The organism is Ureibacillus sp. GCM10028918 (genome assembly GCF_042666115.1).
In the GTDB taxonomy this organism is placed as follows: Bacteria; Bacillota; Bacilli; order Bacillales_A; family Planococcaceae; genus Ureibacillus.
The window spans coordinates 62,826-76,534 of record NZ_JBHTFK010000038.1; the positions used below are offsets into that span (position 1 = coordinate 62,826).

Sequence of the window (13,709 nt, forward strand, 5' to 3'; positions counted from 1 at the left end):
GTAAATTACCTCGGGCAGAGTTTTTTAATGGTTTTAAAATTCTTCAGTTGCTAAATTTTTTTGAATCTCAAAATTTGCATTTAATAATGCCCAGTTTTGAGGATATGGATAGCCTAATGCCCAATAACTGATGCCTCTTAATTTGTACTGTTTGACTAAATCGAACTTGGCTTGAGCGCTGCGTGCATCTTCAAACCAAACCTCATGGCCTTGACCTTGTTCATCAACATAACGGAAGTAAGGTGACTGTGCAGTTTCATCGTATTGAATGATTGCATTATATCTCATTGCACGGCGAACAGCCTCTTGAGGACTGAAGGTTTCTGCCGTAGCTCCTTCAATATGTGGAATCTTCCAATCTCGTGCATAGATTTGAAATCCTAGATAAATTTTGTTTGCAGGCATAACCGAAAGTGCATATTCTACTACGCGGCGCATTTGGTTAATCGGTGAAATGGCTTGAGGCGATGCACCTCTCCAACCCCATTCATAAGTCATAAGCACAACAAAATCAGCAATTCTGCCATGAGCTTCATAATCATGGGCTGTATATAATAATCCTTCTTGTGAGCCGCTTGTTTTAGGAGCTACTGCGGTAGAAACAAAAAAACCTTGCGAATGGAGTCGATTCACTGCCAACTGGAGAAATTGATTGTAATTCTCCCGATCCCTTGGTTGAACATATTCAAAATCAATATTTAATCCCTTAGAGCCCTTTTCCTTCATAAGTTGAAGAACGTTCGAAAGCAATTTTTCTCTTATATCAGGATTTGATAATACAGCATGTGCTAAGTTTGTTCCTGTTGAAGTAACTGACAAATTCGTAATAGCTAACATGGGAATCACATCTTTAGCTTGTGCAGCCGCAATCATTAATTCATCAGCAAATGGCTCAAGGGACCCATCTTCTTTAATTATATAGGCGAAGGGACTTGAAAATGTAAGCAAATGTCCGATGTCGTTGACGCTTTCTGCAGCATCTTCATCTTTTTGATATGAATAAGCATTTGTTTCAATTAATGGCTTTTTTCTAGGAATTGTTAAGGGAGTACCTGCGTAGATAATATTTGGATTAGAGAGTTGATTTTCATAGATTATGGCTTGAAGCGTTGTACCGTAAAGACTTGCGATTTGCCAAAGATTTTGGCCAGGTTGAACAATGTGAGTTATCGGTGGTATATAGAGGATTATGCCAGGATATAAAAGGTTTGGATTAGTAATTCGATTTGCATTCAAAAGGGCATTTATGGACACACCATAATTACTCGCTATTGACCATAAATTTTCACCAGCTTGTATCGAGTGCATAACACCCGCAGTTGGAATAACAAGGGCTTGCCCGAGTAATAATTGGTTCATATTAGGTAACTGGTTAACTTGTTGGATTGCATTTATGTTCACGTTATATCGACTTGCAATTTGCCAAAGTGTCTCTCCACGGTTGACAACATGTATAAGCAATACATAAGCCCCCTCTAAATTATGTGTACGCAGACTGTTGACAAACGCTTTCAAGACAGTCTGGGGTTTCTTTGTTTTTTTAGAATTATCTTGAAATACGTAGAGACAAAGTCGATTAATAGACTTTGTCTACACTCTGGTAATATATGAAGGGCAAGATCAGAAAATTATAAAATTGTAAGTCTAAATAAAGAACACGAACTCGTGAAACAGTTCGTGTTCATGATAGTTTATTTTATTTCTCTTTTCTCATGATAAAACTCAAATGCCTACCGCTTTTTTTATCTTGTCGATAAGAGAATCCTTCTTCGCTTTCAAAAGTACAGGTTTGGTCAATCAATATGTTTTTTGATGGAATACCTGCCAACTCGCATTGTTTCTTGACTGTAAGCTGATTATCAATATGGTATTTATTTGTTTCTTTGTTAAAGTACATAAAATCATCCGCATAACCAAGTGCAGCAAATTTTTCATAAACATCTGCATCCACTTCGAATTTCTCCTGGCTAAGCGCCGGTCCAAGAATTACTTGAATATCCTCAGGCTTACATTGATTTTCTTCTAGGATTTGTTGAAATGCTTTTAACGTAATTTCCTTTACTGTCCCTTGCCAACCCGAATGAATGACTCCTGAAAGACCATCTGCTTCATTATAGAAAATTACAGGTACACAGTCTGCTGTAAACGTACAAAGTAATGTATTGGATTCAAATGTATAAAGTGCATCTGTGTTTGCAATCGCATCATCCGTGTTTTGAGCTCCCCGGCCTTTATCGTTTACGGTGACCTGGTGAACGTTTGCGCTATGAGTTTGATTTGTACAAACAAAATCATGAATACCACAATTCAATGCGGAAGCAAGCTTTTGCCGATTTTCAATAATACTAAGTGGGTCTTCACATACATGTAATGCCATATTGTTCTGTTCAGGACTTCGATTATCCTTTAGTGTTGTCCCTGCAATAAATTGATCGTTATCTAGATATATTTTCATGCTCATTCCATCACCCCCACTTTCATCATATTATACATTTATCATTTAAATCAAAAAAACAGAATACTATTTTAGGAAAATGTTTCATGTGAAACAAAGAGCTATTTGGTGTAGTGTTTGAAAAAACTATTACTCTCTAAACTAGTTTCTTATAACTTTATTTATTCTATCCGGCTACGAATAATATTCAGAATTGTTAGATGTTAAATAAAGAAGGTGCCTCATAATGAGACACCTTCTTTATTTTGTCTAGCTGCAGGTGCTAGCTCCTCGCGCAACTAGAATCGCCTGCAGGACAAAGAGCGTCCTTTTGTCAATTTCTCCAGTTGTTGTCGGAGCTGGGCAAGCACCTTCCGCATTTCTTGTTAACTAGGAAATTAAGAAATTTGCTGTGTAGATAAATTTCTGAAGTAATTATTCTACATCTAGCTTCAGCGCCCAGCCCCTCGAGGTTGCGGTCTGCCCCTTCCCACGTGTGCAATTTATCTGCACCGAAAGCGAAGCGGCAGATGCAAGCACACTCGTCGGGTCCCGCAAGCAGCTGTCGGGGCTAAGCAGGGCGCTTACGCTTCTGTGTTAATCCTCTTCAATATCTTTACGATTTTTCTTTAACATTTTAGAAAGTAGTTCGTAAACAATCGGAACGATTACTAATGTTAATAATGTAGAACTTAATAGACCACCAATTACTGTGATAGCCAGGTCAGCGGACATTAGACCGCCACCGCCGCCAACACCAAGAGCCATTGGCATCATTGCACCGATTGTTGCTATAGCAGTCATTAAGATCGGACGTAAACGGGTAGCGCCAGCTTCTAGGATCGCTTCACGCATCGCCATTCCTTCGCGTTCCATATGAATAATACGGTCAACTAATACAATCGCGTTGGTTACAACTATACCTATTAACATTAATAGTCCCATCATTACTTGAACAGAAATTGTATGGCTTGTAACGAATAAACCAACAAACGCACCAATTACTGTAAACGGTAAGGAGAATAGAATTGCAAATGGCGCCAACCCTTCACCAAATGTAACAACAAGGATGAAGTATACGATTAGGATCGCAGCAAGCATTGCAACGCCTAATTGTGTAAACGTTTCAGTCATATCTGCTGCCACACCTGCAACTCCGCTTGTTACACCTTTTGGTAAATCAAGATCTTGAATTTTTTCATCTGCTTCACCAGTTGCTACAGAAATATCGTCACCAATGATTGTTCCTGAAACTGTCGCATAGTATTCACCAGCAGAACGAGATAGAGTATTTAATGTTGTTCCTTCTTCTACTTCTACTAATTCAGACAATGGCATAGTAGTACCAACTGCTGTAGGAATTTCAGTGTCTAATAAATCATCCACTGATTCTGGAGCAGCTTTTGCTTCACGCTGAATAATAACTTCGAGTTCATCTCCATCATTTTCAACAGTTGTTAACACTTCATCAGACCCTGTATTTGATAGAGCCATTACAATTTGACCAGTTGTTAAGCCATATTGAAGGACGTGCTCTTGAGATACTTTAAAGACATTCTCAACATATGGATCTTCTGCATCGGATGTAATATCTTCAAGACCCTCAATTTCACCCAGAGCAGTTTCCACTTGGTCAACAGCTGTCATTAAATCATCTAAATCTTCGCTGTAAAGTGTGTAACTTACTTCATTTGATGACATTGACATCGAACTAAAGTTTTGTGATTTCCATTCGCCAGATTGACCAATGTTGAATACATATTCTTCAATATCTTCTCTTACTTCAGGGAAATTCTTCATATCCGGGTCAAAGATCAGGTACATTAATGCACCGCCTCCGCCACCACCCATCATCATTGCAGATGGATCTGTATTGGATTCATCCGTGATGGATAATTGAAGGACATCAATATCTTCACGTTTCATTAACTCTTGTTCTACTTCTTCAATATTTGCTTGTGTGTCTTCAGCTAACTCGCCTGCTTTAGGAGTATAAGTTAAATACATAACCTTCTCTTCTGCAGAACCCATGAAACTAAATCCAATTAAAGGAGTAAGGGCAAGTGAACCAGCTAAGATGACAATTGCTATGATTGATGTAATCCATTTATGATTTAATGATTTTTCTAGAACACCTTTATACCATAATGCAAGTTTACCCACTTCTTTATGGGCTTTCCCTGATTTCTCACCATAAAGCTTTTTACGGAATAAGAAGTGAGAAAGTGCTGGTACGATAGTAATCGCAACAAGTAATGAAGCACCTAGTGCAAATGCCATTGTTAAAGCAAACGGCATGAACAGCTCACCAACCATACCACCTACAAATAGAAGCGGTGCAAATACAGCAACTGTTACTAATGTTGAAGATAGGATTGGTTTAAACATTTCGATTGTTGCTTCACGAATTAAGGCGCGCCCGCGAAGTTTTTCTTCTTTTAAGTGCATACGACGATAAATGTTTTCTACTACTACGATCGAGTCATCGATAACACGACCAATCGCAACCGTAATGGCACCTAATGTCATAATGTTTAACGTAATATCTAACCAGTTTAATAGCAATAAAGCCATAAAGATTGAAACTGGAATAGAGATGATTGAAATAATAGTAGATTTAAAGTCGCGCAAGAATAGTAGAATGATTAATACCGCGATTAAACCACCAAATATTGCTTTTTCAACCATTGAGAAAACGGAATCCTCGATTGGTTTACCTTGGTCTAGAGAGATATCGACAACTAAGCCATCGATATTTTCTTCTTCTTCTTTAATTAATTCTTTCACTGCATTTACGACAGTTACAGTGTTTGCTTCTTGACCTTTTACAATCTGGATTGCAATTGCGTCTTTGCCGTTGGTACGTGAAACGGATTGAACTTTACCAACTGTTTCGATTTTCGCAATATCACCAAGTTTGACAAATGGTGATGGGTTTTCTGCAGATGGTGTTACTGGGATTAGCATTTCATTTAACTGATCTACTGTTTGGATATCTCCATCTACCGAGACTGCTTCTTCCCCTTCAACAAACTCATAAAGACCTAATGATAAAGCCATATCACTAGCTTGAACCATTTGCTTTACAGTATCTTCTGTAAGGCCAAGCGATGCCATTTTCGCATCATCAAATGTAAATTCCACTTCTTCAATGTGTTGTCCCGTAATGGTAGCAGAGGCAACACCATCAATTTTTTCGATTTTTGGAAGTAGGATATCTTCAACTGTTGAGGTTAAATCAACAATATCTTCTTCAGTACTACTAACTGATAGTGCAACAACCGGCATCATATTCATGCTAATTGCCATAATAGTAGGTGTTTCTACTTCTTCCGGTAAAGTAACGCCATCAAGCGCGGATTCTAGTTGACGTTTTTTCTCATCCATATCAACGCCATACTCATACTCAACCTGAATTTGAGAGACGTTTGATGAAGAACTGGAGTAAACGGCATTAACGTCTTCCAATCCCTCGACAGCTTTTTCCATCGGTATAGATAATTCATTCATTACCTGTTCTGGAGTAGCACCCGGGTAGACGCCCATAACAATTAAGTAAGGAATTGAAATGTCAGGAATGGATTCCATTTTCATTCTTGCAGCAGAATAAATCCCTGATACAGTAATAATGATTGTTAGCAACCATACAGCCAGTTTATTTTTCAGTACAAAATTTACTAAACCTTTCACTTTTACACCTGCCCTTAAATATTTGACTCCTATTTTACATTTATTTATACTAATGACTAATTGGTCAGTTGTCAAATGAAAGAGTAGGGGTGTTTTAATTGGTTAAGAGACAACTCATTATGGAGAAATCACTAGAATTATTCGCTGAAAACGGGTTCGAAGCAACATCAGTGCAACAAATAACAGAGCGATGTGGGATATCAAAAGGTGCTTTCTATTTATATTTCAAATCGAAGGATGAACTGATCAATAGTTTAATTGACCAGTTTATGACTAGTATTCTCAATGATCTTGAACAAGCGGTCAGTGGGGAAAAACCACGTGAAGAGCTGTTGTACAACTTTATATATATTTCACTAGGGGAGTTACAACAACAATCAAACTTTGCTAAGTTTTTTTTGTCAGAACAAGTTCTGACCTATAATAAGGATCTTTTTCAAAGAATGCATAATTACATGAACATGTTCAATAAGATTATTTTATCCATTGTTAAAAGGCAGTTTGTTCATAATAATCCTAATATGTATCTTGATTTAGTATTTACCATAAACGGTTTAATAAAAAGCTATTCGGAACTGTTTTTGATTGATAATTATAAAGTGGATTTAAATCTGTTATGTCGATCGATTGTTGAAAAAGTAACGATTATTGCTGAACGAGCAACAATTCAATTCGTTACGCCAGAGTATTTATCGTATATAAATCAAACGCCAAATTATTCGAAAGAACAGTTAATTGAACTAATAAATACTATACAGCAGGAAGTCAGTGATGATGAACTAATTGGTGAATCTTTACAATTGTTAAAGGACCATTTACATAAGCCCACGTTAAGTAGGGTCCTTGTAGAAGGGTTATTGAAGAATATAAAAGAGAACGAACATTGTAAGTGGTGTGCTTATCTTTACCAAAAACATTTGCAAAACGATGAATAAAGAAAAAGTGAGTCCTTTGTTGAAAGGAACTCACTTTTTTTGTTTAATGATTTAATTTACTATGTTTTCGTCCGTAGGTTAGGTAGAAAATAATGCCGACTACGAACCAAATACCACAAGCAATCCATGTATGAATTGATAATTGTGTAATTAAAAATAGACAAGCAAAGAATGATAGGATTGGAAGCACCGGGAAAAACGGTACTTTAAAGCCGCCTGATGGAATATCTTTGTTTTTTCTTAAGTAGATTACACCGATGGAAACAATCATAAAGGCAAGTAATGTACCCATATTAACTAATTCAGCCAGTCTATTTAATGGAATGACACCGGCACAAATGGCTACAATGATTCCGAAAATCCAAGTATTTGTAACGGGAGTTTGGTTCTTGGGATTAACTTTATACAGAGTTTTTGGAAGTAGCCCGTCACGTGCGATAGCAAAAAGAAGTCGAGAACCTCCATATAACATGACCAGAATAACAGTCATCATCCCAGTTACTGCCCCTAATGAAATGACACCCGCGATCCAGTCCTGGCCAACCAGCTGAATTACAAAGCTCACGGGATTACTCACATTTAAGTCGGTATAAGGAGCAATACCCGTCATCACTAGAGAAACTGTGATATAAAGCAACGAACAGACTAGTAATGAGCCAATAATGCCAATAGGCAAGTTTCTCTGAGGGTTTTTCACTTCCTCTGCAGCAGAAGAGACTGCATCAAATCCCAAGAAAGCAAAGAATACCAATGCAGCACCAGCTAATACGCCATCAAAGCCAAAAGGCATAAAAGGCTGCCAATTGTCAGGCTTTACATAGAATACCCCAACAACGATAAAGAGAAGAATGACTCCGACTTTAACAAAAACCATTATTTTATTGATTTTCGCGGATTCTTGCATCCCGCGAGAGAGTAAATAAGATATAGCTAAAACGATCAGGACTGCGGGTAAGTTAATATATGTACCACCTGAAGGATTAAATGGCCCCGATATAATTTGAGGAATCGTAATATTAAGCCCCTCTAATAATGAAACTAAATAGGATGACCAACCTGTTGCAACTGAGGCAGCGGCCAAACCATATTCTAGTACCAGTGCCCAACCTACAAGCCATGCAATGATCTCACCAAATACAATATATCCATATGTATAGGCACTACCGGTAACGGGTATAGCAGTAGAGAACTCAGAATAACACATTCCAGCTAAAGCACAAACGAATGCAGCAATAATAAAAGAAAAGACAATAGCTGGCCCAGAATGTGTTGCAGCGACCGTACCCGGAAGAATGAAAATCCCCGTTCCCACAATAGCTCCTACACCAAGCATGACTAAATCAAACGCTCCTAACGTTTGTTTAAGTTGAACACCATCTTTCTTTTGCAATAAATCACCAATCTGTTTTTTCCTAAATAACTTCGACAAATTTAACACCTATTCTTTTTGAATTATGAGAGAAATATTACTATGATTCCCTATATCGGTCAAATAATTATTAAATATTTTGACGAATTTGCTCGAAAATATATATATTTTATAACAATTTAATTTAGAATAACTTTTGATTTTCTGCAGACAATATAAAAAAATAGGGCTTATTAGAAATTAAGGTGATAAAAGTGAAACAAGAAAATGAATTAACGCTCGTTGAACATTTAGAGGAATTAAGGAAAAGGGTCATTATCGTTGCTATTACATTAGTACTTTCTCTACTCGTTGGATTTTGGTTTGCTCCAAAGACTTTAAACCTTATTAAAGATCAACCTTCTGCACAAGGAGTTGATTGGAATCTCTTTGGGTACACAGATGGGTTAATGATTTATGTAAAATGTGCACTCATCTTAGCGATTCTGATTACTCTTCCTATTGCATTATGGCAGATTTGGTTATTTGTGAAGCCGGGATTAAGTGAGAGGGAAGCAAAGGGAACAATTTTTTATATTCCTATATCTTTTCTGTTATTTTTAATTGGAATTAGTTTTAGCTATTTTATATTATTTCCTTTGATGCTGAATTTCCTATCTAACGTAAATGTATCAATTGGTGCTATTGAAACCTATGGAATACAGCAATATTTTTCATTGCTCTTTAACCTAACTATTCCAGTGGGTCTTGTTTTTGAACTGCCAGTAGTTATTCTATTTTTAACGAACATAGGAGTTGTCACACCAAATAAGTTGCGCAAAATGCGAAAGGTAGCCTATTTTATCTTAATCATTGTGGGCGTTTCAATTTCTCCACCGGATTTTATTTCAGATGTTGTGATCATTGTTCCGCTGTTACTATTGTTTGAAATCAGTATCGGTGTTTCTAGCTGGGCAGAAAAAAAGAGGATCGAAAGGGAACAATCATACACCGATAATGGTGAATTAACTTAAAGAAAAATCGGAAGGAAAAAGGAGGGCAATATTATGGCAAGTATTGGCGTGCCAGGTTTAATTATTATTCTAGTCTTGGCGTTAATTATTTTTGGACCATCAAAATTACCGCAATTAGGTAGAGCGGTTGGTGATACTCTTAGAGAGTTTAAAACATCAACTAAGGGTGTAATGGATGATGTAACAGAGGATTTAAAAATAGAGGAAGTAACAGAAACAGATAAAGTAAAAAAAATTTAATGCTGCTTAAGAAGAGAAGTCATTGAAATTTGATTTTTCTTCTTTTTATTGGAACAGAAAAACTGTGAATCATTATTCATATATATTTTAAAATTTTGTAAAGAATTACTCAGTTGGCTAAATAGTGATTTCTCTTTTGATAAGATGTTATGAAAGAGAGGAGCATAAGAATATCTATTATGAATTCAGATAAAAGGTCAACTTCATTAAAAACTTTACTTGAAATATTAAAAGTATCAACCAAATTAGGCTTTACTTCCTTTGGTGGACCAACAGCTCACTTAGGATATTTCCATGAAGAGTATATTCGAAGGAAAAAATGGCTAGATGAAAAAACCTATGCAGAGCTAGTTGCTTTATGTCAGTTCTTGCCTGGTCCAGCTAGCAGTCAGGTTGGGATTGGAATAGGTGTAATGCGAGGTGGTGTCCTGGGTGGTATAATTTCTTTTTTAGGATTTACCATCCCCTCTGTCTTTGCATTAATTATTTTTGCATTGCTAATACAAGGTTTAGACGTGAGTGATGCTGGCTGGATACATGGGCTGAAAATTGTGGCAGTAGCGGTAGTAGCTCATGCAATTTTAGGAATGGCTAAAAATTTAACGCCTGATTTGTCGCGAAAGGCAATTGCAATTATGGCAATGGCAGTAGTACTGTTATGGCAAACAGCTTTTGCTCAAGTTGGCATTATCTTGCTTGCCGGAGTAATGGGTTACTTCTTTTTTAGACAATTCAATGAAGGAGAGACTTCTACCTTCACATTCCCGATTACAAAAAAATTAGGGGTCCTCTGCATTACGTTATTTTTTGGTCTCTTAATTATTCTCCCATTACTAAGGGAGATTACTACTTCGCGTTTAGTGGAGATGTTTGATAGTTTCTATCGCGCAGGGGCACTTGTATTTGGCGGTGGACACGTGGTGCTTCCTTTATTGGAGCGGGAGTTTGTACCAACGGGATTCATAAGTGAAGAAGCCTTTTTAGCTGGGTACGGAGCAACACAAGCAGTACCGGGTCCAATGTTTACTTTTGCAGCGTATATAGGTGCCGTTATGGATGGTTGGCTAGGAGGAATTCTAGCAACGGTGGCAATCTTTTTACCAGCATTTTTATTAGTTTTTGGAACATTGCCATTCTGGAATGCTCTGCGTCGAAATGGAAAAATGAAAGGGGTATTCATGGGTATGAATGCAGCTGTAGTAGGAATTCTTATCTCAGCTCTTTATGATCCGATTTTTACCTCTGCCATAATTGACCCGATTGATTTTGTTTTTGCGGTTGTTTTATTTAGTATGCTTACGTATTGGAAGATGGCTCCATGGATCGTTGTGGTTACAGGCGTTGTCGGTGGAACCCTATTAAATCTATTATAAAAAAGTCCGTTTCATAGGGAAGTTCCCTTTAGAAACGGACTTTTTATCCTCTTTTCTATTTTGTTCCAGCAATTCCTTTATATACTTCTACGACGGTTTCGATAATTTCGTCCGGAAAGTCGTAATAGAGTGTGTGAAGTCCCGGATGATCCTCTCCACTTCCTACATAGAAATAAGAACCCTTTACTTGTTTTAAATATTCACCAAAATCTTCTGAAGCACGGTAGGCTTTAGGGTGTTCTTGCCATGCCAAGCCTTTTTCATGACAAACCTTTCTCACAATATCTGAGCATTCTTTTGTGTTAACTGTTTCCGGGAAAATATCATTGTAATTGAAACTTACATGAATGCCTTGTTGTTCGCTTAACTGTCTGCTTAAGTTTTCAAGATTGGTTTGTAACCGATCCAATTCTGTTTCCATTTCAGCGCGAATCGTCATTTTTAAAGCCCCACTATGAGCTGCAATGCCATAGTTTTCAGAACCGACATCGATTTGAATAACTGTGCAAAGGATGAGACCTTCATTATCTTTTGGAGAGGTAAATTCGGGTATTGCTTCAATGATTTTTGCAATGGCATACGAAGGATTGATCCCTTTTTCCGGCTCACTGGCATGGGAAGGGGTGCCAACCATTTCAATGGACATGCCACGGGATGCAAAATGGGCAGTACCATCAATAATACTTACTGTTTTTAATGGAATTCCGGGCATATTATGGAAACCGTAAATTTCATCAATATTTTCCTTTTGCAGAATTTCCTGTGCTTCAATGGCACCCTGTGCTGTTTCTTCAGCATGCTGGAAAAGGAAGAAGATGTTTTGATCAGCCCCTTTTTGATCGATCTCAAGCGCAAAACCAGCTAATGAGGAAGAATGCCCGTCATGCCCGCATTTATGGGCAACACCAGGAATAGTTGATCCCCAGGGAAGGTCAATTGTCTCGGGGATAGGTAGCGCATCAAAATCCGCACGAAAGGCGATATTCTTTTTTCCTTCACCTGCTCGATAAGCAGCATAAAAGTATTTTTTTCCTTCATCTACTATTTCAAGATTGTTTGTGTGTTCTTTCAAGAAGTTGATTAATCGTTGTCTCGTCCAAACTTCCTCATAGGATAGTTCTGGATGTGTATGTAATTCATGTCGTAAGTCGGTAACTAATTGCAGATTTTCCTTTTCCATTAAAATCTCTCCTTTTACAAAGGTTCGAATGTGTTGCTTATTTATCGAAGTCAAAATTCCCAATTCCAAGATATTACATTATATTAATAGAAAATTCAGAAGAGTACCTTTTATTTTATTATATTACTAAAACAGAGTAGATTAAATAATTAAACTTAAATAGGACAAAAAACGTGTAGCCAGTGCTACACGTTTTGACATTATCATCCTTGATACGTATGAATCAAATCATTGTTTTGCCCCTTTGCAAAGACATCTGTTCGATTAGGGCCCCATGAAACCGCTGCAGGAGCACTTGTTATATTACCACCAATGGATTCCCAGCTATCCCATCTAGACCCAATCCAAGAGCGTTTATATAAACGGTTTCCAGTTCCTCTTACAAAGACATCAAGATGATTTGCACGGCGGGATGAAACTGTTGGAGCACTTGTTAATGTGCCACCAAGGCTCTCCCAATCACTCCAGTTGTTACCACTCCACCATTTGTGTATTAATTCGTTGTTTTGTCCTCTTGCAAAAACATCAATTCGGTTAGGGCCCCAGGAAATTGCTGCGGGTTCGGAGTTTAGGTTGCCGCCAAGGTCTTCCCATTCTTCCCAACTAGCCCCGTTCCATGTTTTCTTATAAAGCCGATTTCCAGATCCTCTCACAAAGACATCTAATTGGTTGGTACGGCGTGAGGAAGTTGCAGGACCGCTTGTTAATGTGCCCCCTAGATTTTCCCAGTCACTCCATCGGCTACCGTCCCACCATTTATGATAAAGTGCATTATCCGTTCCACGAACAAAAACATCGATGCGATTTGGGCCCCAAGAAACCGCTCCAGGGGGAGAAGTTAAAACACCGCCAAGGCTTTCCCAGTCACTCCATCGGCTACCGTCCCACCAAATATGGTATAGTGCATTATCTGTTCCTCGAGCAAATACATCTAAGCGATTCGTGCTCCAAGATGAAGCGGTTGGTGCCCCTACGATTGTGCCGCCAAGACTTTCCCAATCAGCCCAACCTTGACCGGGAGTTGGACCTGGTGCAGGGCCAGGTCCAGGAGTCGGTTGACTGCCTCTAAGGATGTTTAAGGTAATTTCAATAACTCTTGTTAAAACTCGATCCATAGTGTTTAATGGAATATTCAAAGAACGAACCAAGGTGTTAAACCAGGGAGTTTCCCTCTGGAACTCTGAATATATTTGTCTAGCAGACTGATTAATATTCGCTTGGTTTCTTGTAAAGTTCACCACATAAAAAAACAATGTTTCAATCAATTGTCGGTTTACTCCAGCCCGCTCTAATTGAGTATATAAATTACTATGCTGACTGCGAATCGTTTGCATAAGCTGCTGAACACTAGGTTTTTGTTGGGGGTTATTTTGTACGTATTGGGTTTGTACCGGAATAAAAGGGGTATGCGGGTTCATTGGAACATATTGCACGTAATAATATGGATAGCCATTATACATAGGTCTAAAAATCCT

Annotated in this window: 10 protein-coding genes; 4 read left to right on the forward strand and 6 right to left on the reverse strand. The window is 37.9% G+C overall.

All coding sequences use genetic code 11. From position 1 onward, the window contains the following. Positions 1–33 precede the first annotated feature (33 nt). From ACFQU5_RS18005 to ACFQU5_RS18015, 3 genes are all read right to left on the reverse strand, one after another. The gene (locus ACFQU5_RS18005) at positions 34–1,461 is read right to left on the reverse strand and encodes a glycoside hydrolase family 18 protein (protein ID WP_390291007.1); all 1,428 of its coding nucleotides are present in this window, start codon (positions 1,459–1,461) and stop codon (positions 34–36) included. Positions 1,462–1,696: 235 nt separating this feature from the next. Beyond that, a complete protein-coding gene (pgeF, locus tag ACFQU5_RS18010; protein WP_390291010.1) occupies positions 1,697–2,461 on the reverse strand; it encodes a peptidoglycan editing factor PgeF in 765 nt (254 codons plus the stop codon). A gap of 570 nt (positions 2,462–3,031) precedes the next feature. Next, positions 3,032–6,124, reverse strand: coding sequence for an efflux RND transporter permease subunit (locus ACFQU5_RS18015; RefSeq protein WP_390291013.1), 3,093 nt, complete (start codon positions 6,122–6,124; stop codon positions 3,032–3,034). Positions 6,125–6,222: 98 nt separating this feature from the next. On the opposite strand from ACFQU5_RS18015, the gene ACFQU5_RS18020 reads away from it, so the two are divergent. Continuing rightward, complete coding sequence (locus tag ACFQU5_RS18020; protein WP_390291016.1) at positions 6,223–7,059, forward strand: TetR/AcrR family transcriptional regulator; 837 nt, start codon at positions 6,223–6,225, stop codon at positions 7,057–7,059. Between the two features lie 43 nt (positions 7,060–7,102). Here the strand turns inward: ACFQU5_RS18020 and bcaP are convergent, their stop codons facing one another. After that, positions 7,103–8,488, reverse strand: coding sequence for a branched-chain amino acid transporter BcaP (gene bcaP / locus ACFQU5_RS18025; RefSeq protein ID WP_390291019.1), 1,386 nt, complete (start codon positions 8,486–8,488; stop codon positions 7,103–7,105). Positions 8,489–8,682: 194 nt separating this feature from the next. Here bcaP and tatC point away from each other — a divergent pair, with 194 nt between their 5' ends. The 3 genes from tatC to chrA all read left to right on the forward strand — a co-directional run bounded on the left by tatC (position 8,683) and on the right by chrA (position 11,054). Beyond that, on the forward strand, positions 8,683–9,441 hold the full coding sequence (gene tatC / locus ACFQU5_RS18030; protein ID WP_390291021.1) for a twin-arginine translocase subunit TatC: 759 nt from the start codon (positions 8,683–8,685) through the stop codon (positions 9,439–9,441). Between the two features lie 30 nt (positions 9,442–9,471). Continuing rightward, positions 9,472–9,681 carry a twin-arginine translocase TatA/TatE family subunit gene (gene tatA / locus ACFQU5_RS18035; protein ID WP_390291080.1) on the forward strand — a complete coding sequence of 70 codons (210 nt, stop codon included), beginning with the start codon at positions 9,472–9,474 and terminating at the stop codon, positions 9,679–9,681. Between the two features lie 179 nt (positions 9,682–9,860). Further along, positions 9,861–11,054, forward strand: coding sequence for a chromate efflux transporter (gene chrA, locus ACFQU5_RS18040; RefSeq protein ID WP_390291024.1), 1,194 nt, complete (start codon positions 9,861–9,863; stop codon positions 11,052–11,054). Positions 11,055–11,109: 55 nt separating this feature from the next. Here the strand turns inward: chrA and ACFQU5_RS18045 are convergent, their stop codons facing one another. Beyond that, a complete protein-coding gene (locus ACFQU5_RS18045) occupies positions 11,110–12,234 on the reverse strand; it encodes a M20 metallopeptidase family protein (protein WP_390291027.1) in 1,125 nt (374 codons plus the stop codon). A 203-nt stretch (positions 12,235–12,437) separates the two neighbouring features. Then, positions 12,438–13,694, reverse strand: coding sequence for a PLL family lectin (locus ACFQU5_RS18050; protein WP_390291030.1), 1,257 nt, complete (start codon positions 13,692–13,694; stop codon positions 12,438–12,440). Positions 13,695–13,709: the final 15 nt, after the last annotated feature.

What these genes read in the sequence shown, in the direction of transcription:
- chrA (WP_390291024.1), top strand. Translation starts at nt 9,861, where the DNA reads ATGAATTCAGATAAAAGGTCAACTTCATTAAAAACTTTACTTGAAATA.
- pgeF (WP_390291010.1), bottom strand. Translation starts at nt 2,461, where the DNA reads ATGAGCATGAAAATATATCTAGATAACGATCAATTTATTGCAGGGACA.
- ACFQU5_RS18050 (WP_390291030.1), bottom strand. Translation starts at nt 13,694, where the DNA reads ATGTATAATGGCTATCCATATTATTACGTGCAATATGTTCCAATGAAC.
- ACFQU5_RS18045 (WP_390291027.1), bottom strand. Translation starts at nt 12,234, where the DNA reads ATGGAAAAGGAAAATCTGCAATTAGTTACCGACTTACGACATGAATTA.